Annotated in this window: 19 protein-coding genes; 2 read left to right on the top strand and 17 right to left on the bottom strand. The window is 61.2% G+C overall.

Annotation, left to right across the window (positions count from 1 at the left end; all coding sequences use genetic code 11):
• Positions 1-10: 10 nt before the first annotated feature.
• From ACTQ4R_RS05840 to ACTQ4R_RS05805, 8 genes are all read right to left on the bottom strand, one after another.
• Positions 11-952, bottom strand: coding sequence for a 3-hydroxyacyl-CoA dehydrogenase family protein (locus ACTQ4R_RS05840; protein ID WP_441626735.1), 942 nt, complete (start codon positions 950-952; stop codon positions 11-13).
• A 101-nt stretch (positions 953-1053) separates the two neighbouring features.
• Complete coding sequence (locus ACTQ4R_RS05835; RefSeq protein ID WP_441626733.1) at positions 1054-1944, bottom strand: NAD(P)-binding domain-containing protein; 891 nt, start codon at positions 1942-1944, stop codon at positions 1054-1056.
• 163 nt (positions 1945-2107) lie between these two features.
• Complete coding sequence (locus ACTQ4R_RS05830) at positions 2108-3574, bottom strand: xylulokinase (RefSeq protein WP_441626731.1); 1467 nt, start codon at positions 3572-3574, stop codon at positions 2108-2110.
• A gap of 2 nt (positions 3575-3576) precedes the next feature.
• On the bottom strand, positions 3577-5073 hold the full coding sequence (locus ACTQ4R_RS05825) for a xylulokinase (RefSeq protein ID WP_441626729.1): 1497 nt from the start codon (positions 5071-5073) through the stop codon (positions 3577-3579).
• A complete protein-coding gene (locus tag ACTQ4R_RS05820; protein ID WP_441626727.1) occupies positions 5063-6043 on the bottom strand; it encodes an NAD(P)-dependent oxidoreductase in 981 nt (326 codons plus the stop codon). The genes ACTQ4R_RS05825 and ACTQ4R_RS05820 overlap by 11 nt, the downstream gene beginning before the upstream one ends.
• Positions 6040-7104, bottom strand: coding sequence for an alcohol dehydrogenase catalytic domain-containing protein (locus ACTQ4R_RS05815; protein ID WP_441626725.1), 1065 nt, complete (start codon positions 7102-7104; stop codon positions 6040-6042). The genes ACTQ4R_RS05820 and ACTQ4R_RS05815 overlap by 4 nt, the downstream gene beginning before the upstream one ends.
• A 64-nt stretch (positions 7105-7168) precedes the next feature.
• Positions 7169-7816 carry a class II aldolase/adducin family protein gene (locus tag ACTQ4R_RS05810; RefSeq protein WP_441626723.1) on the bottom strand — a complete coding sequence of 216 codons (648 nt, stop codon included), beginning with the start codon at positions 7814-7816 and terminating at the stop codon, positions 7169-7171.
• Between the two features lie 260 nt (positions 7817-8076).
• On the bottom strand, positions 8077-9201 hold the full coding sequence (locus ACTQ4R_RS05805; RefSeq protein ID WP_441626719.1) for a sugar diacid recognition domain-containing protein: 1125 nt from the start codon (positions 9199-9201) through the stop codon (positions 8077-8079).
• 336 nt (positions 9202-9537) lie between these two features.
• On the opposite strand from ACTQ4R_RS05805, the gene ACTQ4R_RS05800 reads away from it, so the two are divergent.
• Positions 9538-10473, top strand: coding sequence for a 3-keto-5-aminohexanoate cleavage protein (locus ACTQ4R_RS05800; RefSeq protein WP_441626717.1), 936 nt, complete (start codon positions 9538-9540; stop codon positions 10471-10473).
• A gap of 89 nt (positions 10474-10562) precedes the next feature.
• On the opposite strand, the gene spo0A is transcribed toward ACTQ4R_RS05800, so the two are convergent.
• Positions 10563-11333 carry a sporulation transcription factor Spo0A gene (gene spo0A, locus ACTQ4R_RS05795; protein WP_441626715.1) on the bottom strand — a complete coding sequence of 257 codons (771 nt, stop codon included), beginning with the start codon at positions 11331-11333 and terminating at the stop codon, positions 10563-10565.
• Positions 11334-11617: 284 nt separating this feature from the next.
• Here spo0A and ACTQ4R_RS05790 point away from each other — a divergent pair, with 284 nt between their 5' ends.
• Entirely contained in the window at positions 11618-12178 is a 561-nt protein-coding gene (locus tag ACTQ4R_RS05790; protein ID WP_441626713.1) for an NUDIX hydrolase, read from the top strand.
• A gap of 27 nt (positions 12179-12205) precedes the next feature.
• Here ACTQ4R_RS05790 and ACTQ4R_RS05785 read toward each other — a convergent pair whose 3' ends face one another.
• The 8 genes from ACTQ4R_RS05785 to mraY form a co-directional block, all read right to left on the bottom strand.
• Positions 12206-13501: a cation:proton antiporter gene (locus tag ACTQ4R_RS05785; RefSeq protein ID WP_441626711.1), complete on the bottom strand. Its 1296-nt coding sequence runs from the start codon at positions 13499-13501 to the stop codon at positions 12206-12208.
• 272 nt (positions 13502-13773) lie between these two features.
• The gene (gene spoIVB / locus ACTQ4R_RS05780; RefSeq protein WP_441626709.1) at positions 13774-14820 is read right to left on the bottom strand and encodes a SpoIVB peptidase; all 1047 of its coding nucleotides are present in this window, start codon (positions 14818-14820) and stop codon (positions 13774-13776) included.
• A gap of 181 nt (positions 14821-15001) precedes the next feature.
• Positions 15002-16126: a cell division protein FtsZ gene (gene ftsZ / locus ACTQ4R_RS05775; protein WP_441626707.1), complete on the bottom strand. Its 1125-nt coding sequence runs from the start codon at positions 16124-16126 to the stop codon at positions 15002-15004.
• Positions 16127-16312: 186 nt separating this feature from the next.
• Positions 16313-17074 carry a cell division protein FtsQ/DivIB gene (locus ACTQ4R_RS05770; RefSeq protein WP_441626705.1) on the bottom strand — a complete coding sequence of 254 codons (762 nt, stop codon included), beginning with the start codon at positions 17072-17074 and terminating at the stop codon, positions 16313-16315.
• 17 nt (positions 17075-17091) lie between these two features.
• On the bottom strand, positions 17092-18351 hold the full coding sequence (gene murA / locus ACTQ4R_RS05765) for a UDP-N-acetylglucosamine 1-carboxyvinyltransferase (RefSeq protein ID WP_441626703.1): 1260 nt from the start codon (positions 18349-18351) through the stop codon (positions 17092-17094).
• A 66-nt stretch (positions 18352-18417) separates the two neighbouring features.
• Entirely contained in the window at positions 18418-19554 is a 1137-nt protein-coding gene (murG, locus tag ACTQ4R_RS05760; protein WP_441626701.1) for an undecaprenyldiphospho-muramoylpentapeptide beta-N-acetylglucosaminyltransferase, read from the bottom strand.
• Positions 19555-19573: 19 nt separating this feature from the next.
• Positions 19574-20803: a putative lipid II flippase FtsW gene (gene ftsW, locus ACTQ4R_RS05755; RefSeq protein ID WP_441626699.1), complete on the bottom strand. Its 1230-nt coding sequence runs from the start codon at positions 20801-20803 to the stop codon at positions 19574-19576.
• Positions 20804-20855: 52 nt separating this feature from the next.
• The gene (mraY, locus tag ACTQ4R_RS05750) at positions 20856-21845 is read right to left on the bottom strand and encodes a phospho-N-acetylmuramoyl-pentapeptide-transferase (RefSeq protein WP_441626697.1); all 990 of its coding nucleotides are present in this window, start codon (positions 21843-21845) and stop codon (positions 20856-20858) included.
• Positions 21846-22022: the final 177 nt, after the last annotated feature.

The following is a 22022-nucleotide window of genomic DNA, read 5'->3' as shown; positions in this document are numbered from 1 at the left end:
ACCGTCCTCCTCACTTCTTGTCGTTGAAATACAGGACCTTGGCCAGCTCGATGTACATGCGGTCCCGCTCCCGGATGGCCTCGTCCGCCTTGTCGCCGGAGTAGTCGTAGAAGCCCTGGCCCGTCTTGAGGCCCAGCTTCCCCTCCTCTACCATCTTGTGCAGCCGCTCGTTGCCCACCTTAGCGTCGCACAGTTCGGCGTTGAGGTAGCTGTTGATGTGGTCGAAGGTGTCCAGTCCGCCGAAGTCCGCCACGCCGAAGGGGCCCAGGGCCGCGTACCGCAGGCCCATGCCCGCCTTCAGCACCGTGTCCACGTCCTCAATGGTGGCGGCGCCCATGTCCACGATGTGCAGGGCCTCCCGCAGCACCGCGAACTGGATGCGGTTGATGATGAAGCCGTTGATGTCCTTGACGATGACCGGCTGCTTGCCAAGACCCACCACCAGCTGGCGCATCTTCTGCAGGTTTTCCTGGCTGGTCTTCTCTCCGGCGATGATCTCGCACAGGGGCAGCAGGTGGGGCGGGTTCAGCCAGTGCTGGCCCATGAAGCGCTCGGGGTACTTGCAGGCCTCGGCGATCTCCGTGATGTGCAGGCCGGAGGTATTGGTGGCCAGCAGCGCCTCCTTGGGGGCGATCTCGCTGATCTCACGGAAGAAGCCCTGCTTGATGTCCATCCGCTCCACGGTGGACTCCACCACCAAGCAGCAGTCCCGGAAGCACTCCTTGTCCATGGTGAAGGCCATGCGGTCCATGGCCGCCTTGGACTCCTCGGCAGTGATGAGGCCCTCCTTTACCATCATCTCCTGGTTGATGGCGATGAGGTGCTTGCCCTTTTCGATGCCCGCTTCATAAATGTCGTACACATATGTCTCGTAGCCGGCCAGGGCGTACACCTGGGCCAATGACGCACCCATCACGCCCGCGCCGGCCATCACGACCTTGTTCGTATTCATGCTTGCTCCTCCTTCTGATCCGCACTTTTGAAGAAAGGGAGAAAAGAATGCCGACTTCATTCTTTTCCCCCTTGTTTTCGGTATAGTGGTGAAATGATGTGTTACTCTGCCCGGTGGAATTCGAAGCCCGCCAGCTTCTCATAGTATTTCATCAGCGTGGCGTTATCCTCGCTTCCCAGACCATTGGCGGACAGGTACTTCATCATATCCAGCACGATACTGCCCAAGGGCATGGGGGCGCCCACGGCGTAGCCGGTCTCAACAGCGTTTACCATATCCTTGATATGCAGGTCCAGGCGGAAGCCGGCTTTGAACTCCCGGTCCATGGCCGCCGTCAGCTTGCCGTCCAGCACCTTGGAGCCGGCATAGCCGTTGTGAATGGCATTGTAGATCACCTCGGGCTCCACACCTGCCTTCTTGCCCATGGCAAAGGCCTCGGCCACCGTGGCGATCTCCACGGCGATAATATGCTGGTTCACCAGTTTGGTGGTATTGCCGGCGCCCAGGTCACCGCACAGGCACAGGGAAGTGCCCAGAACGCTCAGCACAGGCTGCAGCTGATCAAACAGCTCCTTCTTGCCGCCGCACATAATGGAGAGCTTTCCCTCCGCGGCACCGCCGACGCCGCCGGAGACAGGCGCCTCCAGCATGGGCACACCGGCAGCCTCGCACAGCTTGCCGATCTCCTTGGTAGCCAGAGGGGCGATGGAGCTCATCTCCAGCAGGATACTGCCCTCGTGGGCGCCGGCGAGAACGCCGTCCTCCCCAGTGACAGCAGCCTTTACGTGGGGAGAATTGGGCAGCATGGTGATGACGATGTCCGTGGCCGCGGCCACGTCCTTGTTGCACGCTTCCGCAATGGCGCCGCAGCCGACCAGTTCCTCGACCGCCGCGGGAACAATGTCGTACACATGTACCTCATGTCCTGCCTTCAGCAGGTTTTTAGACATCGGTCTGCCCATGGCTCCCAGGCCGATAAACCCGATTTTCATAGTAAATTCCTCCTTGATTTTGTGAAAATAACTGTTAAATTCAAATGTAAACGTTTCCTCGTTTTCAAATGATAGCACAGCATTTTCCCCTTGTCAACGACACGCCTCATCTTCTCAGGTTTTCACGAATGTTTGCGTAATTTTTTGTAAAAGCGCACAAATTTTACGTCTCCCGCTGTCCAGTCACCTGGCTCAAGCTCCGCACAGCCGGATACACCTCCATGAACCGCCGCAGGAGCTCTTGATACAGCCGATGGTTTTCCCCATCGGGGTACACGGTGCGTACGACCCGGTTCCAGGACACCGCATCCTCCAGAGCGCCGATGGCCTGGCCGGCCAGGATCGCCGCGCCCATGGTCTCCGTTTCCAGATGCTCCGGGATCAGCAAGGGCTGCCCCAACATGTCACTGAGGATCTGTGTCCACACCGTGCTTTTGGCGCCGCCTCCGCCGCAGTAGACCGGCGATTGCAGCTCCCCTCCGTTTTGGAGGAAAATGAGCAGGCTTTCCGCCAGCGTATAGCCCACGCCCTCAAACACCGCCCTGGAAAAGTGGCCGGGGCCGTGGTATGCCTGGATATTGGCAAATGTTCCCCGTACCGTATTGTCCCAGTTGGGGCAGCTGGCTCCGTTCAGATACGGGAAAAACATCAGCCCCTCCGCGCCGGGGCCAACCTGTCCGGCCAAGCGGTTCAACATCTCAAAGCTGTCCGCCTGCCCCCGCGTCCCCGGCAGAAGCAGGTCCCGTATCCATTTCACGGCAATGCCGGCGTTATTCACCGGCGTCATGCTGACATACATGCCGCCGTCCGGCGTCAGTGTGTTCAAAAACCGGCGATCCAGCTGCTGCGCCGCCAGGGCGAACCGGCCCACGCTCCCCAGGATGAGGGCATTTGCCTGCCGTCCCGAGGACAGCCCCACCACCGCCGAGATGGTGTCCATGGCTCCCGCCGCCACCGGAATGTCCGCCGGGAGACCGCCGGCTCCCGTGGTACGGCCCACGATTTCCCGGCCGCCGCAGAGCCGCGGCATTGCCTCCGGCGCGAGATGGAAGTATTCGCACAGGGCTGGGTCCCACCTTCTGCGGCGGATGTCGTACAGCATCGTGGTAGCGGCCCGTGTATGGTCCATACAGTAAGCGCCGGTCAGCCGCAAAACCAGGTAACTGGCGGGATTGAGCAACCAGCGCACCTGCCGGTACGCCTCCCGCTCCCGCTCCCAAAGCCATTTCAGCGTGGGGCCCCAGACAAAGCCCGCGGCATTGTTGTTGCCTGTGATTTCAAAAATACGGTCATTTCCCAGCTCCCGGGCCAAGACAGGGACCATCTCCGCTCCCCGCTTGTCCAGCTGCATAATGGCCGGGAACAGCGGCTTCCCGCGGCTATCCGCCAGGACCATCGCGTTGGCGTGGCTGACGCCGATCCCGCGGAGGCCCCGCAGGTCCAGCGTCTTTCCGATCTCCTCCACGCAGGAGCAGAAGCTCTCCCACCAGACCTCCGGGTCGATCACCACCTGGTCACCGCCCCGGTACTCCAGTGAATACTCCCGGTAGGCGTACCGGATGCGCTCTCCCGCCCCGGAAAATACAGACACCTTCAGCCCCGTGGACCCAATATCAACGCCAGCAAGCACAATTACACCTCATTTTCTCCAAAAAGCCTGCGATTTGCTTGAAACACCTTGCAATAATACTGATACCGCTCCTCATAGAACCCACGTTTTTCCCTGTCCGGAACATACACTGCCGTGTCCTCCCGGTCCGTTTCCGTCCTCTCGAAGGCGGGCATGCCCAGTGCGCGCATCGCCAGGACGGCGTTTCCCCGCAGCGCAGCGTCAAAGTCCGGCTGGCGGACGCGGATGGTGCAGTTCAAAACGTCGCTTTTAATCTGGGACCAGACGCGGCTGTGATACCCGCCGCCGGTGCCCAGGATCACTTTTTCATGGATGCCCGGCTCTTGAAATTCATCCAGGATCGTCCGAAGGGCAAACGCCGTCCCCTCCATGATGGCCCGCACCAGGTCCTCCCGTCCCGTGGACGTGGAGAGGCCAAAGAACATCCCCTGCAGCGTCCGGTCCCAAAGAGGCGCCCGCTCGCCGCAAAGATACGGAAGGAACACCACCCCCCGGGCTCCCGGCGGAGACTGCTCCGCCAGCTGGCTGTATACGGAAAAGTCCTGGCCGGACCGGCCGTCCACGCAGTCCCGGAACCATTTCAAGGCGCCGCCGGAGCAGGACATGCTCCCCTTTCGTATCCAAAGGCCGGGCAGGGCGTGCTTCAAAAGGCACAGGTTCGGATGAAACGCCGGTTCCCGGAGGATCTCACCAATGCCGGAGCTCTGGCCGCTCATCTCGAAAAGCGCCCCCGGCTCCGTGACGCCCAGGCCCAGGGGCGTGGACGCGCCGTCGATGCAGCCCGCCGCCACGGGGGTGCCCTCCGGCACGCCCCACAATGCCGCCGCCTGTCCGGTGACAGTGCCCACCACCTCGTCACAACCGAAGACCTCCGGCCATTTTCCGGCATCTAGGCCAAGCAGGGAAAACGCCCCCTCCTCCGTCCGGAGCGTGTGGACGTTCAGCGTCTGCGTCAGCGCGGCGCTGGAGACGTCGATGGAGCAGCGCCCTGTCAGCTGGTAGACGAGCCAGCCGTTGATCTGGAGATATTTCCAGGTCTGCGCGTACTGTTCCGGCTCATGCCGCTTGTGCCAAAGGAGCTTCGGCAGCACGTAATAGGGGTCCAGGCGGTTGCCAGAAAAGCCGTTGATATACGCCGCGTGGAGCGTCAGAACCTCCCGGCAGACATCCTCCGCCCGCTGGTCCATCCAGATCATGCCCCGCCCCAGCGGCTGCCCGTCCCCGCCGATGGCCAGCAGGGTGGGTGCCTGGCTGCTGACGGAGATGCCCCGGACGGATGCCAGCAGCGCCGGCGCTTTTTCCCCCAGCCGCCGGACAGCGGCGGTGGCGGCGTCCCACCAGTCCCAGGCGGACTGCTCCACCCGGGACTGGCCCATGGGATAGCTGGGGTATTCCCGGCTGGCCTGGAGCAGGCCCTGTCCGGAAGCGTCCACCAGTCCGGCTTTGACGCTGGTGGTCCCCACGTCCACGCCGAGAAAGACCGCCCTGTCAGACTTCATGCAGCGGCCTGCCTGTCTCAAAGAACGCGGCAATATCCTCCAGCAATATCCGCGTCTGCTGGGCGATGATGTCCTTAGACGCGCCGCCGATATGGGGTGTCAGGATGATGTTGTCCAGCTCCAGGAACTTGGAGTCCCGCTCCATGGGCTCGTGGACCTGCACATCCAGCGCCGCGCAGGCAAACTGCCTGCTGCGCAGGGCCTCGTACAGGTCGTCCTCGTTGACCAGCGCGCCCCGGGCCGTGTTGACCAGCACCGCCGTGGGCTTCATCAAACGCATGGCGTCGGCGTTCACGATGCCCCGGGTCTGCTCCGTCAGCTTGCAGTGGATGCTGATGACATCCGCCGTGGAGAACAGCTCCTCCCAGCCAACGCCCCGGACAGAGCCGTCCGCGGGCCAGTCCTTCACATAGGGGTCGTAGGCGATCACTTTTACGTCAAAGCCGCTCAGCAGCTTCGTCACCCGCCGGGCAATGGCACCGTAGCCCACAAAGCCCACGGTTTTTCCGGAGAGCTCAAAGCCGTTGAAGGTTTTAAAGGAGGTATTGCCCGCGATATCCCAGGGCACACGGTCCCACTGCCGGGACTTGATGAAGTGGAAGGTCTTGGGGATATGGCGCAGGGCGCACAGCATTAAGCCCACCGCCAGCTCGGCCACGGCGTTGGCGTTTCGGCCCGGGGAATAGGATACCGGCACATTGTGGCGGTGCACCGCGTCCCGGTCCACGTTTTCAACGCCGCTGCGGGAGCAGGCGACGAACTTCAGATTCGGCAGGTGGTCCAGCACGTAGTCGTTGATCTCCTCATAGCAGATCACCAAGATCTCGCAGCCGGCCGCCTCCTGCACCAGCTCCTCCGGCGTCAGCTTTTTGCCGGTGGCGCCCCAGCCGCCGAATTTGATCTCATCCACATATTCGGCCAGCTTTTTCAAGCCCTCCTCCGTCATCTGCGCGGATACGAACGCTTTCATTGCACATCCTCCTTCCAGGGGTCCAGAACCGTTTTGATCCCCTTGTAGTTGGCCTTCATCTCAAAGGCCGTCTGCCACTGCTCCAGCGAGAACACGCCGGAGACCATCTTGCTGCAGTCCACCTTTCCGGAGTCCAGCAGGCGGAACACCTCCCGCTGGTTGTCCGCGGAAGAGGAGGAGGAGCCGGTGACCACCAGTTCCTTGTAGTGGATAACGTTGGGGTCGATGGAGACCCGGCTGCCTACGGGGTTGCCGGCAAAGATCACGAAGCGGCCGCCCTTTTTCACATACGCTAGGGACTGCTCCAGCACGCTGGGCACGCCCACGTCGATGATGACCGCGTCGGCGCCCCGCTTGCCGCTGGCCTCCATGATGATGTCCAGGGCGTTTTCCGTGGTGGGATCGATCACGATGTCGGCGCCCATCTCCGCCGCCATGGCCCGCTTTTCGGCGATAGGCTCGATGACGATCAGCTTGCTCAGGTTCACGCTCTTGGAAAGCTGCACGTGGAACAATCCGATGGGGCCCGCGCCCACGATCACAAAGACGTCGCCGTCCTTCAGCTGTGCCTGCTGGATGCCGTGATAAGCGGCGGCAATGGGCTCGGAGATGGCGGCCACCTCATCGGACACGCTGTCCGGGACCTCCACCACATTTCCGCAGGCGATGGCCTCCTTGGGGATCTTCACGTACTGGGCAAAGCCGCCATCGATCTCATAGCCGATGGTGGTGCGGTTCACACAGATATTTGTTCTGCCCTCCTGGCAGCAGTGGCACGTTCCGCAGTAGATCATGGGGTATACGCTGACCCGCTGTCCCACATGGTAGCCCTCCACGTTTTCACCGATCGTTTCGATGCGGCCGGAGAACTCATGTCCGGTGATGCGGGGCGCCTCGATGATCTTGGTGCCCTGGTAAATGCGGTTGTCCGTTCCGCAGACGCCGCCGTATCTCACCCGGACCAGGATCTCATCCGGGCCGCAGGCGGGGATGGGCCGCTCCTCTACCTCAAAGTGCTTGGGCCCCTTGAACACCAGTGCTTTCATCATACCGTCTTTCATATCGCACGCTCCTTTTCAATGTCTGTTCTGCCGCGTCCTGTTCCGCGTTTTGAAATAGCTCCGCTTACAGCGGCGCCTTTTTGTAGAGCTTTTCAACGTCCTCGTCGGAGAGGGGCCTTGCCGTCTGCCCGGAAACGAAGTGCAGCATGGCGTTGTTCTCAATCTCATTGGCCACGGAGACCGCCGCCGTCATGTCCTTTCCCACCGCCACAACGCCGTGGTTGCTCAAAAGGGTGCCGTTGGAGTTCCGGATACCCGCCCGGACATTTTCGCCCAGCTGCTCGGAACCAGGAAACGCGAAGGCCGTCACCATGACCGGACCGACCTTGGCGGCGACGCTGGGAACGTACACCGGCATGATGGTGCCGTTCTCCACAGAGCTGGCATAGGCCGTGGCATAGATGGAGTGGGTGTGGCACACCGCCCGGACGTTGGGCCGCTCCTGATACACCGCCAGGTGGAGCGGCACCTCCTTCGTGGGCTTCTCACCGTCCAGCAGGTTTCCCTCCATGTCGATGCGGCTGATGCACTCCTCCGTCATGTGGCCCAGGAACCAGCCGGTGGGCGTCATCAGCACCGTGTCGTCCTCCAAACGGATGGAGAGGTTGCCGCCGCTTCCCTTGACCAGCCCCTGGTCATACAGCTCCTTGCCCCAGGCCACCAGTTCCCGTCTTGCGGCGCGTTCCTCCGCGTAAGTTACCTTTCTGCTCATAAAAACACCCTTTCTCTTTGCGTTTCATGCTTCATCAAGTCAAAGTCCGCCGTCTCCGGTCCGGCAAAAACGCCGTCGGTGCGGCTGCTTTGCTATCATCTTAGCACGCCGCCTTTTGCTCCGCAGTTTCCGGCAAAATAAATATTGCTCCCTTTTTTGTGCTCTCAGCACAATTTTCTCCCCAGTGCAACACCGCTCTCTGTAAAAAAACACCACAAAGCCACGTCCCGGCTTTGTGGTGCCTTCCATATCCCCTGCTCTTAGGACAGTATCATTTTTAAGTACAGGCAGAAGTTGCTGGCAAACTCCTTCTGCTTGAAATTCTGCATGGGATTGATATTCAGCCGCTCCTTGATCTTACCCAGGCGGAAAGACAGGGTGTTTTTGTGAATGAACATCTGCTTGCTGGCCAGCTGAAAGTTGAAGTCATACTGCATCAAGCTGTCAAACAGCTCCTTGTAGGATTCCAGAAAATCCGTGGGCAGGTTTTCGGAAAAGGCGTTGAAGATCCCGCGGTACTCCATGAGGGGGATGCTGCTTTTCAAGTACGCCTCCGTATAGTCGTAAAACCAGTTCACGGTATCCCTGCACCTGGCCGTGTTATGCAGCCAGACCGCGTGGTCATAGGCCAGTCGGTAATAGGAGAGGTTGCTTTGGATGGTCCCCACCTGCATCTGGTATTGGAAGCCCATCTCCGAAAGCGTGTCCTGCCACCAGCGGAGATAATCCGTGACGCTCTCCCGGAAGGTGCGCAGGACCTCCTCGCCGTAGCCCAGGTAGATGAACAGCGTGATGTTTCCGCTGCGGCTCAAGGCCATGATGTCCTGGGGATTGTACAGGGGGTTGGCCTTTCCCTGCTGGACCAGGGCGCTGAAATCTCCCACCTGCTCCGTGGTGATGAACACCGGTATCCGCATGCAGTCATGCAGATATCCCAGGGAGGCCGCCCGGGCCTCCAGCTCCGATCGCAGGACCTGGGGGTCATAAAACAGCTTCTGCACGAACAGGTCGAATTTGCTGCTGTATTTTTGCAGCCGCACCGCGTTGACCTCCTGGCCCAGCATGCTCTCAATGGCGCTTTTCACCGCCCGGGCATAGATTCGGACCGTCTGCTCTTCCCCACTCAGCGCCAGAAGCGCCGCGGTCTGCCGGTTTTGGAGCAGGGGCGTGTAGAGGGTCCCCTGCTCTTCCTGGCCGCCCTCCCAGAAATCCTCATCCGGGTCCGTCATTCTCCGCAAAATGTGATACGCGGCCTCGTGAAACGTCCCGACGCTGTTGATGCTGCAGCCGGCGATGACAAATCCGTTGCTGTCAATGATCTGTGCCCGCAGCGCTTCACTCTCCGGGAAATTGGACAGAAAGTCTTGAAAGAACCGAATGTCCACACACTCACCTCCGCACAAAGCTCATCAACTGTACATGTAAACGCTTTCTCTTATTTTATACAGCAAAAACGCGGTATAGGTCAAGAAATAATTGATGAAAGGAAGGCTTTTCCAAGTCTTCTACTTTAAAACTCCAAATTTTAGGCCATCCTATCTCTCCTCTTTCATTTTTTCTGTTTTTTTAAATTTTCTATTGCTATTTTGTAAAAAGCGGGGTAAAATACATGCAAGAAAAATGTAAACGTTTTCTTACAATGCGTTTCCGCCGCAGCCCGCTTGCTCTGCAAGCCCTCTTACTTTTCACGTGCCAGTATCTGTCAGAAAGGATGAAACTGTATGGCAAGGACCCCTAAAAAAGTCGTTATTTCCGCAGCGATCACCGGAGCGATCCACACCCCCAGTATGTCCCCTTATTTCGCCGCCACCCCGGATCAAATCATCCAGCAGGCTGTGGATGCACATAAAGCCGGTGCCGCCATCGTCCATATCCATGCCCGCAACGACGAAGGCATGCCCGTCGGCGACTTCGCCACCTTCGAAAAGATCCTCACGGGCATCAAGTCCCAGGTGCCCAATGTGGTCATCGGCATCACCACCGGCGGTGCAAACGGAATGAGCACGGAGGAGCGCTTTTCCGTCATTGAGCGGTTCCAGCCGGAGATGGCCTCTGCCAACGGCGGCTCCATGAACTTCTGCTACCATCAGCTGGCCAACAACATCCCCAATCCGCAGTACGCCTGGGAAGAGCCCTATCTGACCCGCACCTACGACAACGTTTTTAAAAACACCTTCAAGGATATGGAATACTGCCTGCGGCAGATGGTGAAATGCGGAACACTGCCCGAATACGAGGTCTTCGACCTGGGCCAGCTGAACAACCTGGCTTTCTTCAAAAAGCAGGGCCTGCTGCCGAACCCCATTTACATTCAATTCGTCCCCGGCGTCATGGGCGGCTGCCCCGCCACGCCGGAAAACATGCTCTATCTGATCGACCAGGCCAAAAAGCTGCTGGGCAATGACATCCAGTACAGCACGGTGGCTCCCGGCCGGCGCATGTTCCGTCTGGCCACCCTCATGGCCATCAATGGCGGCAACGTCCGCGTGGGCATGGAGGACGGCCTGTACATCAGTCCCAGCGAACTGGCCACCTCCAACGCCGCCCAGGTCACCAAGATCAAGGGCATTCTCGAGAGCCTGGACTTTGAGATCGCCACCTCCGACGAGGCCCGTGAAATGCTGCACCTCAAGGGTGCGGACAAGGTCAATTTCTAAAAGGCGCCTCTCTTCGCCCCGCCTATGACAAAAGCCCCCGGGCCTGCGGTCCGGGGGCTTTTCTTCTGTTTTCTGTTGTATGGCTCCTCTCACGCCGGTCCCCGGCGGCGGGATTTCTGCTCCAGCACCAGCCGGTCGGCGATCATGGCGATGAATTCGCTGTTGGTGGGCTTGCCCTTGGCATTGGAGACTGTGTAGCCAAAGTACTTTTGCAGCGTCTCCAGGTCACCCCGGTCCCAGGCCACCTCGATGGCGTGGCGGATGGCCCGCTCCACCCGGCTGGGGGTGGTGCCGAAGCGCTTGGCCACCTCGGGATAGAGGACCTTGGTGACAGCGTTGATGACATCCATATCGTCCACGGCAATGAGAATGGCCTCCCGCAGGTACTGGTAGCCCTTGATGTGGGCGGGGACGCCGATCTCATGAATGACAGCGGTCACCCGGTTTTTCATATCCGGCGCGGCGGGCTCCGCCTCCTCCACTGTCTGCTGCAGCACGGTCCGCATCCGGTCCAGCAGCGTCTGGGTGTCACAGGGCTTGGGGAAGAAGTAGCTGGCGCCCAGGCTCACCGCCTCCGCCGCCACCTGCTCGTTGCAAAAGGCCGAGAGCAAAATCACCCGGGGCGCCTTTTCCGCCTGCAGGTCCATGCGCTTCATCACGCCGAAGCCATCCAGTCCAGGCAATACCACATCCATCAAAACCAAATCCGGCTGCCGCTGTTCGATCAGCTGCAAAGCTTCCGCCCCATCCCCTGTGGAACCCACCACGGTGAATTCCTCTGTCTGGTCTATGATCTCCCGCAGCATCCCGCGGAATTCCTCGTTGGCATCTGCCAGCAAAACAGTTTTCCTGGTATCCATGTTTTCCCTTGTCCTTTTTCAGTTTTTTTGGTTCGTTTTCGGGGCGGAGCGCCGTCTGGAAAGCGCCCCTCCCTCTTTGCGACGGATTCATGAAGCTTCAAATCACGTTTTCTATAAATTAGCATAAACGGACAGCTTTTGCAACCGCAAACTGTAAATAAATTCCAAAAATCATTCGACGGTTTTTTCAAAAAACGCCGCTGTTCCTTGGCGCGCAGGGATTTCCGCCTTTTGCTTCCCTTTTCCCCGCCGCTGTGGTATGATGAGGGCAAAGGAGGCGCACTATGGAACTTTTGGATGCGATCACAGCCTACCGGCCCTGGAACGAGCAGGAGCGCATGGACCGGGAGGAGCTTTTGCGGCGGCTGCGCAGCGGCGAGGCGCTGTACACCCGGGATAACCGCGCCGCCCATCTGACGGCCTCCGCCTGGGTGGTGAGCCCGGATAGGCGGCAGGTGCTGATGGCCTATCACAACCTGTACGATTCCTGGGCCTGGCTGGGCGGCCACGCCGACGGAGAGCGGGACTTGCTGGCGGTGGCCCTGCGGGAGGTCCGGGAGGAGAGCGGACTGGCGGCGGTGCGTCCGGTGTCGCCGGATATTTACTCCCTGGAGATCCTCACCGTGGACGGCCACGAGAAGCGGGGGGTATACGTGTCCTCCCACCTGCATCTCAATGTCACCTTCCTGCTGGAGGCGGACCCGGCGGAGCCCGTCCGCTGCAAGCCGGACGAAAACAGCCGGGTGGGCTGGTTCACGCCGGAGGAGGCGGTGGCGGCCTCCAGCGAGCCCTGGTTTCGCCAACGGATCTACCGCAAGCTCAACGAGAAGCTGTCTGCTTATTAAAAAACTGCCCCACTTGTGGGGCAGTTTTTATATTCCGCGCTTTTTTTCCTGCGCCAGCTTGGTCTGCCGGCGGTTGCGCACTTCCTCGGACATGGGCTTGATGTCGCCGGCGGCTGTTAGAGCCTGGCGGGTCAGCAGGGGTCCCACCATCTCGTAGACCAGTACGGAGAACAAGGTGATATTGCGGATCAGATTCCCCTGCTCCCCCAACTGCATGGCCGTGGCGCACATCCCCAGGGACACGCCGGCCTGGGGCAGCAGGGTGATACCCAGATATTTACAGATCTGGGGAGCGCATTTCATCTCCCTGGCGCTGACATAGGCGCCCAGGTATTTCCCGGCGGAGCGAAAAAGAATGTACGCCGCGCCGACACAGACGATGGCCCAGTCGCTGAACACGTCCAGCTCCAGCTCCGCGCCGCTGATGACGAAGAACAGGGCAAACAGCGGCGCCGTCCACTTATCCGCCGCGCCCATCAGATCGCCGGACAGAGGGCAGAGGTTGCAGAACACCGTACCCAGCATCATACACACCAGCAGGGAGGAAAAGCCCACCGTGACCGGCCCCAGCCGGAACTCCAGCATGGACAGGGAGACAGTCAGAAACACGAAGGCGATGGTCATGTTCAAACGGTTGGTGTTGGAATGGAACAGCTTTTCCAACTGGGTCAGCAGCCAGCCCATCACCGCGCCCAGCGCCAGGGAGGCCGCGATCTCCGCCACGGGGTTCACCAGGATGGACACCAGGTCCACCGTCCCGCTGACCAACGTCTTGGCGATCCCGAAGGACACCGCGAACACCACCAGGCCCACCGCGTCATCCAGCGCCACGATGGGCAGCAGAAGACTGGTCAGCGGCCCTTTGGCCTTATACTGGCGCACCACCATCAGCGTGGCGGCGGGAGCAGTGGCGGTGGCGATGGCCCCCAGGGTGATGACCTGTGCCAAAGAAAGCGTTTCCGGCAGCAGGACATGGACCGCAAACAGGGCGGCATCCACCAGCGCCGTGGCGGTCAGCGCCTGAAACACGCCGATAACGGCCGCCTGGCGGCCGGTGGCCTTCAAATCCTCCAGGCGAAACTCATTGCCGATGGAAAAGGCAATAAAGCCCAGGGCCACCTCGGAGATCAAGCCCAGGCTGCTCACCGCCTGACCGGAGACAAAGCCCAGCCCGTCAATATGCATGGAGCCCAGGAAATAGGGTCCGATCAGCACACCGGCCACCAGGTACGCGGTGACATCCGGAAGTCTCCACAAGTTGAACACCCGCGTCATCAGCAGTCCCGCCAGCACGGCAACAGAAACAGACAAAAGCGTAGACATCAAGCTCGCCTTCCTCCCCTTATGAATTCGGTTCCACCAGTATACATCACTCTGTTTCCAAAATCAACGCAAACGTTTGTTTTTTTACTGGATTTTAACACGTCAAATATTTAACATTTTAAATTAATTTTATTGTCTTTTACGCAAAATTGTTTCATTAAATTTGCAATAATTTACGCTAACGATTGCGTTAAAAGGCTGCCTAACAGCCGACGCATCCGCCTTGCATCCGGGAAGCGGCCGCCTGCGGGCAGCCGCTTCCCGGTGAACGGTCACTTTGCCGCGTTCAGCATAGTTTCAAGGAAAATTCCATATCCTTTGGTTGGGTCATTCAGCAGCACATGAGTCACGGCGCCTACGAATTTGCCGTTTTGCAGGATCGGACTGCCGCTCATGCCCTGGACGATGCCGCCGGTGGCGGCGATGAGGTCCGGGTCCGTGACGGAGAGTACCAGCTCCCGGCCGTCTCCGCTGTTGGAAACAATTTTCAAAATTTCCACATCATATGCCCGCACCTCATCCCCCTGGACATTGGCCAGAATGGTGGCCGGACCCGCCGCCACCTCCGACGGCGACGCCACCGGCAGGGCCTTGCCCTGCTGCCAGGAGGCGCTGTCTGCCTCCAGGCGGCCGAAAACGCCGCAGCCGGTATTGGCGTACAGGTCTCCCAGTGTCTCCTCCAGCACGAAATCACCCCGCAGCTCCCCGGCGCTGCCGATCTCCCCCCGTTTCACCGCCTTCACCGTGGAGGGCAGGACAGACCCGGAGGAAAAGGGCATCAGCTGGGCCGTGTCCGTGTCGGTGATGCCGTGGCCCAGGGCGCCGAAGGTGCCGGTGGCCGGGTCATAATAGGTGACGGTGCCGATACCGGCCATACTGTCCCGAATCCAGGCGCCGATGGAGTAGGTGCCCTGTTCCGTTTCCTCCGGGCAGACGGAGAGGGTCATGCTTTTTCCGTTCCGCCGGACCTGCAGGTCCGTGCTCTGCTGTCCTGTTTTTTGCAGCAGGGACCGGAACTGCTCCGAGGACCGGACGGCGGTGCCGCCGCAGCGGACGATGACGTCGCCGGTCCGCAGGCCGCAGGCTTTGGCGGGCGTACTGTCCTCCGGCAGCTTTACCACCAGAACGCCCCGGGAAAACAGCTTGATGCCAACAGTGTGCCCTACCGGCACCAGCTCCTTGACGGAAGGCAACCTCTCCGGTTCCGCCGCCCGGGCCGCCGCCGTGGGCGCCATCAAAAGCTGCATTGCCAGCAGCAGCGCCGCTCCGCCCCGCAGCGCCCGTTTTGCCGTTTGCCATAGTCCATACAAAAAAATCACCTCGCTTTCCAAAACGCCGGCCTGTTTCACGCCGGCAGGTGTAGCTTTCTCCTTCCGCCGCCGGCTCACCCCATGCAAAAAGCGGCAGCGGCCCCAAGGGACGAATCCCCAGAAGCCGCGCCGCCCGCCAAACAAAAGCGCCCCGCAGGAAAATCCTGCGGGGCGTTCCAGTTTTTTCAAATCAATCGCGCTTGTTGAAAATTTTCAGGATGTCACCGAACACATCGTCGTCATCATCTTCCTCGGGCTTGGGCACATCCTCCTCCTGCAAAGGCACAGGCTCCCGGACCGCGCCTGCGGGAGCGGCCTTGCCGGTCACGGCGTCCGCCATCTTGGGAAGCTGGGTGGGTGCCTTGTCAAAGCCGGTGGCAATGACAGTGACCCGGATCTCATCGTCCAGAGTCTCGTCGAAGGTAGCGCCGAAAATGGTGAGGGCGTCGGGATGGACCGCCTGCTGCACCAGAGAGGCAGCCTGCTCCACTTCCTCCAGGCCAATGTCCATAGAGCCGGTGACATTGATGAGGACGCCCTTGGCACCCTCGATGGAGGTCTCCAGCAGGGGGCTGGAAATGGCCATCTTGGCGGCCTCCTCGGCCTTGCCCTTGCCGGCGGCCCGGCCCACGCCCATGTGGGCCATGCCGGCGTTTTTCATGATGGCGGTAACGTCGGCAAAGTCCAGGTTGATAAAGCCGGTGTCCCGGATGAGGTCGGAAATGGACTGCACCGCCTGGCGCAGCACATCGTCCGCGATCTCAAAGGCGTTGGCAAAGGTGATCTTCTGGTCGGTGGCGTGCTTGAGCCGCTCGTTGGGGATGATGACCAGAGAGTCCACCTTCTCCTCCAGCTCGTTGATGCCGGCCATAGCGGCCCGCATGCGGCGGGGTCCCTCAAAGCCGAAGGGCTTGGTAACCACGGCCACCGTCAGAATGTCCATCTCCTTGGCGATCTCCGCCACAATGGGCGCCGCGCCGGTGCCGGTGCCGCCGCCCATGCCGGCGGTGATGAACACCATGTCCGTGTCCTCCAGAGCCTTGGCGATCTGGTTGCGGCTCTCCTCGGCGGCCTTGCGGCCCACCTCGGGGTCCGCGCCGGCGCCCTGGCCGTGGGTCAGCTTTTCGCCGATCTGGATCTTGTATGTAGCGCTGGACACATTCAAGGCCTGCTTGTCGGTATTCACCGCCACAAAGTCCACGCCCTTGGTGCCGGAACGAACCATGCGGTTGACCACATTGTTTCCGCCGCCGCCAACGCCGATGACTTTGATATTAACAACGGTATCGGGACCGGTTTCCAATCCAAATGCCATAGTGGTGCCTCCTACTATCATTTGTGGCAAAGGGCCTGCCCGCCCTTCTTTTTTCGCAACATCCTGTGGTTATAATAATAAAGTTATTGTATGACACTTTGTTTCTCCGGTCAAGGGGACTTTGCCCTTTTCCAGGAGTTTTTTCCGGCGAAAAAAAGGAGCGGCCCCGCCGGCTCCTCCTTTTCGTCAATTTTCGATGAAATGGACCTCTCCGTTGTCCCAGGTCAGCTCCACGGTGCCGGTCTGGTTGGTCTCCAGCTTGTCGATGACCGACTGCAGCGCCCGGAGCTTGCGGGGATAGTCCGCGCCGTAGGGCATCTCCACGGTGAAGCGGCCGCCGTACTCCATCACCAGCACGGAAAGGTCATCCAGCCGGATACCCTCCACCTGGTCCATCATGCCAGCCTGCTCCAGCGCATCCAGCAGGTCCAGAAGGCTCTGCTGCTGGGCGGCGTACTCCGTAGCCAGGGCCATGGGCGTCCCCACAGTGGGAGCCAGCAGCTGGCAGCCGCTGATAACGGGGTAGTCCCCCGCCTGCGACGCGCTCCGCTGCTCCACGATCTTGCCGCCGGGACTCACCAGCCAGGCAAAGCCGTCTTGAAGCACCGCCAAAGGCTCGCCGCACTCCTTCACCTCGATGATGAGGGTGTCCGGCAGACGGCGGTAGGGATGCACCTCTTCAATATAGGGAAGCTTCTCCACCAGCTGATGGGCCACGGTGTGTTTGTTCAGCAGAATGAGGTTGTCACCCTCCGCCACGCCGGAGGCCTCCCGGACCTCCTCCGCCGTGTACCGCTCCTGGCCGGTGACGACCACAGTGCCCACCCGGAAAAACAACGTCAGCGCCGCGACGATGGCGCCGCAGATGACCAGCATGGACAGCACCTTGTAGAGGAAGCCGAAGCTTCCTCCTCTGTGCCGCCGGTTGGAATGTCTGCGTCTTGCCATGTTCACGACTCCCAGTTTCACTCGTTGTCAACGCGGACAGCGTCCGCGCCCAGGGCCCGCAGGTCCCCGGCAATGTCCTCATAGCCCCGGTCGATGTGGGACGTTTCAAAAATACGGCTCTCCCCGTCGGCGGACAGGGCCGCCACACACAGCGCCGCTCCGCCCCGCAGGTCCGTGCAGCGAACAGCGGCGCCGGACAGCCGCTCCACTCCGGTGACCACCGCCACCCTCCCGGCCACCCGGATGTCCGCTCCCATGCGGGTCATCTCATCCACATGGCGGTAGCGGTTTGCAAACACATTCTCCTCAAACACCGTGGTGCCCCTGCTTTTCAGCAAGGCGGCCATCAGCACCGCCTGGGCGTCCGTTGGGAAACCCGGATAGGGCGCCGTCCGCACCGGGCGGGCCGCCCGCAGCCGCCGGCGGCACCGGCAGGCGATGCCGCCGCCGTCGGACGTCACCGTGCACCCCGCCTTCCGCAGGGCGTCGGCCACCGTGGCCAAGTGCCGCTCCCGGGCGTTTCGCAGGTAGACGCCGCCTCCCGCCGCCGCGCAGGCGCACAGGTATGTGGCAGCCACGATGCGGTCCGGCATGCAGCGAAATTCACAGCCGTGGAGGGGCCTTCCCCCCCGGATGGTGACGCTGGAGCTGCCGGCTCCGGCGACATCGGCGCCGCAGGCCTTTAAAAATTCCTGCAGGTCCACGATCTCCGGCTCCCGGGCAGCATTGGAGATGACCGTGGTCCCCTCCGCCCCGCAGGCGGCCAGCATCAGGTTTTCCGTGGCCCCCACCGACGGCAGGCTCAGCACCAGCTCCCGGCCTGTCAGATGAGGGGCCGTGCAGTGGAGGACGCCGCCCTCCTCCCGGATGTCCGTTCCCAGGTCCCGCAGGCCGCTTAGGTGCAGGTCGATGGGCCGTGGACCCAGCTCGCAGCCGCCGGGATAGCTGATGTCCGCCTGTCCCAGCCGGGCCAGAATGGCCCCCAGGAAGATGGCGGAGGAGCGCATTTCCCGCATTAGTATATCAGAGATGGCGCAGCAGTTCAAGGCAGCGGTGTCCACCGCCAGGGCGTCTCCCTCCCACTCTGCCTGGCAGCCCAGGCTCCGCAGGATGCGGATGGAGGTGTCCACATCCCGCAGGCGCGGACAGCCCCGCAGCACCACCTGGTCCCCGGTCAGGACCGTTGCCGCCAGGATGGGAAGGACGCTGTTTTTCGCCCCCTGGATGGTCACCTCGCCGTCAAGAGGTCTGCCGCCTCTGACCAATAGCTGGCTCATATGGTAGTTCCCCCCGCTTCACAGAATGGCTCAACAGTCCATCCTATGGCGGAGGGGAGGTTCAGGTTACCGGCAAAGCTCCAGGACCGTCCGGTAAATACGCTCCGTGGCGTCCCGGATACCCAGGGAGGCCATGGCCGTTTCCATTTGGGCCCGCCTTTTCTCGTCATGCAGAATGCCGCAGGCGGTCTGGAACAGGGTCTGGCCGGAGCTGTCCTTTTCCAGCAGCACCACCGCGCCGCCCGCCGCCTCCAGCACCCGGGCGTTTTTCTCCTGGTGGTTGTTGGTAACGTAGGGGGACGGCACAATGAGGGCGGGGACGCCCAGGGCCGTCAGCTCACTGATGGTGGAGGCGCCGGCCCGGCAGAGGACCAGGTCTGCCGCCCGCATGACTCTGGCCATATCATAAATGTACTCCCGCACCTGCAAGGCAGGATGCCGCCCCAGGTCCACGCCCTTTTCCGCCAGCAGCTGCCGCACCTGGGGGTAGCCGCTTTTACCGGCGCCGTGGATGTGGTGAAAGGGCTCCTTTACCGCCTCCAGAGCCAGGAAATCCGCCATCTGGCGGTTCATGCCCGCGGCGCCCAAAGAGCCCCAGAAGGAGACGATCAAAGGCCGGCCGTCGTCCACGCCCAGAGCCTTTTTGGCCTCCTGCTTCGTCATGGTGAAGAAATCGCCCCGCACCGGCGTTCCGGTGACGCAGACCCGTTCCGGGTGCTTGTAATGCTGCCGGCACTCCTCAAAGCCCACCATGATGCATCCGGCGAAGGGCTCCAGCATCTCGGTGGTGAGTCCTGGCACCATGTTGGACTCGTGGACCGCCGTGGGGATGCCGGCCTTGGCGGCGGCCTTCACCATGGGAAAGCTGGCGTAGCCGCCGGTGCCGATGACCACATCCGGCCGGAAGTCCCGCAGGATGGCCCGGGCCTCTCCCGGCGCCCGCAGGAGGTTGCAGACGGAGATGACATTGTGTTTGATCTCTTTGGGCTTGAAGGAGCGGTGAAAGCTGGAGATGTGGACGGTGCGGAAGTCGTATCCCGCCTGGGGGACCAGGTCCTTCTCCAGGCCCCGCTCCGCTCCCACAAACAAAAACTCCGTCTCCGGGTCCTTCTCATGCATCAGCTGGGCCAGGGCGATGGCGGGATTCACATGGCCCGCCGTGCCGCCGCAGGTGAAGATGACGCGCTTTAGCTTCGTTTCCATGGGTATGCCTCTCTTTCCGTCATCCGGCCTTGGTGGGCTTCATCTGCCTGGACACGCTCAGAACGATCCCCATTTCCGCCAGCTGAATGGACAGGGCGGTGCCGCCGTAGCTGAAAAACGGCAGGGAGATGCCGGTGGTGGGCAGCAGGCCTGTCACCACGCCGATGTTCAAAAAGGTCTGGAGGGCGATGAGGGTGGTGACGCCCACCACCAGGAGGCTGCCGAAGCGGTCCCGGGCGTGGAGGGCGATCCAGTAGCCCCGCAGGATCAACGCCGCGAACAGCAGCATGATGATGGAAGCGCCGATGAGGCCCAACTCCTCACAGACGATGGCAAAAATAAAATCGTTGTGTTCCTCCGGCAGGAACAGGAATTTCTGCCGGCTGCGGCCCAGGCCCACGCCCAGCAGTCCGCCGGAGCCGATGGTGATAAGGCTCTGGGACAGCTGGTAGCCCTTTCCCTGGGCGTCCGCCCAGGGGTTGTGCCACATTTCAATGCGGGAGGTGTTGTAGCCGATGACGAAGAGGACCGCGTACAAAAGTCCTCCCGCCGCCGCGGCCGCGCCGCCTACCCAGCCCCAGTGGATGCCGCCTACCAGCATCAGCACGGCGCCGGCGCCCATGATGAGGATGGCGCCGGACAGGTGGGGCTCCAGGCCCACCAGAGCCGCCAGCACCACCAGGATGATGGCGTAGGGGAGGATGCCGTAGCGGAAGGTCCGCATCCGGTCCTTCTTTTTGGAAATGCTGTCGGCAAAATACACCACCACCGCCACCTTGGCGATCTCCGAGGGCTGGAACTGCAAGGACGTGCCGGGAATGCCCAGCCAGCGGGTGGCGTTGTTGCGGGTGATGGCGATGGGATTGTGGGGGATGAGCACCAGGATCAGCAAAATGACCGACAAAAACAGCAGCGGCTGGGCCAGGGCCCGGAAGCGCTGGTAGTTGATCTTGCCGATCAGCAGCATGGCGGCAAGGCCCATGGCGGCAAATACGCCCTGGCGCATGAAATAGAACATGGGGTTCTTGCCGTCAGTCTCATAATAGGCGGAGGGAAAGCTGGCGGACAGCAGCATCACAAGGCCGATGCCGCTCAGCAGCACCACCAGCACGCAAAAGGGCAGGTCGATGGGTCCCCGGGCCAGCTCCCGGCTCTCCTGCTCCCGTTCCCGCTGCCGCTGCTTCCGCTCCTCCAAGGCCCGGGCTTCCTCCCGGCTCATGGGACGCCTGCGCTGGCGCTGCTGTGTCATGCCGTTCCCTCCTTTCCCAGGAAATCTCAGTGCCTTTTCACGTCACAGGGTCTTAAAGGCGCCCTTGAATGCCCAAAAACGCCAGTGCGCAGAACACCAGTGTGATGCCGGAGAACACCGCCACCAGCTTCGCCTCGCTCCAACCGGATAGCTCCAGATGGTGGTGCAGCGGCGCCATTTTGAAAAAGCGCTTGCCGTGGGTGGCTTTGAAATAGGTCACCTGGATGATGTCGCTCATGGTCTCGGCGATGTAGATGATGCCCACGAACACGAGGATGAGGGGCATGTCGAAGGCGAAGCCCAGGGCCGCTACGGCGCCGCCCAAAAAGAGGCTGCCGGTGTCGCCCATGAAGGTCTTGGCGGGATGGTGGTTATACACGAAAAACGCCGCCAGTCCCCCGGCCAGTGCCGCGGGGAACAGCGCCACAGGGCCGGCGCCCCGGTCCCACAGAAGGCCGGTGACCGTGAAAAACACCATGACCACGAAGGTGACGCTGCAGGCCAGGCCGTCGATGCCGTCCGTCAAGTTCACGGCGTTGACACAGCCCACGATGACGAAGGCCGCGAACACCAGGTATACGATCCAGTTGATGGTGACAGTGGTGTTGAGGAAGGGGATGTACAGGTCGTTGGACAGCAGCTCCTCATAGCGCATGAGGCACAAAAACACCACGGCCGCCGCCAGCTGCAGCACGAATTTCTGCTTGGCGGTGAGGCCCTCGTTCTGGTGCTGGCGGACCTTGCGGTAGTCATCCACAAAGCCGATAAGGCCGAAGATCAGCGCGAACAGGTACACGTACAGGTGGACGAACTCTCCCTGGAGCATCCGCCTCCAGCCCAGCACGAACACGGTGACGCCGGTGCCCACGATGAACATGATGCCGCCCATGGTGGGGGTGCCGGCCTTGCCGGCGTGCCAGGTGGGGCCGTCCTCCCGGATCTCCTGGCCGGCCTTCAGCTTGCGCAGCTCCGGGATCAAAAATTTACCGATGACCAGCGTCAGCACAAAGCTGACGGCCAGTGCGGTGATGGCTTGTGTCATGATGATGGTTCTCCCTTTCCTCCGCCGGTCACAGCCCCGGCGTTGATGATTTCTTTTGTGGATGCGGGCGCTTGGACGCCGGACTTCCGGCGATTTTATTTCCCCGCTTCCAGGTATTCCGCCACGATCTCCCGTGCCCCACAAAATCTCCGATTTTGCGGGGGCCCCGCATTGGAC

The sequence above is a fragment of the Dysosmobacter sp. Sow4_B12 genome (assembly GCF_052116665.1).
Taxonomy (GTDB): Bacteria; Bacillota; Clostridia; order Oscillospirales; family Oscillospiraceae; genus Oscillibacter.
The sequence above is the reverse complement of the archived record's forward strand: the minus strand, read 5'-3'. Positions and strand labels throughout refer to the sequence as shown.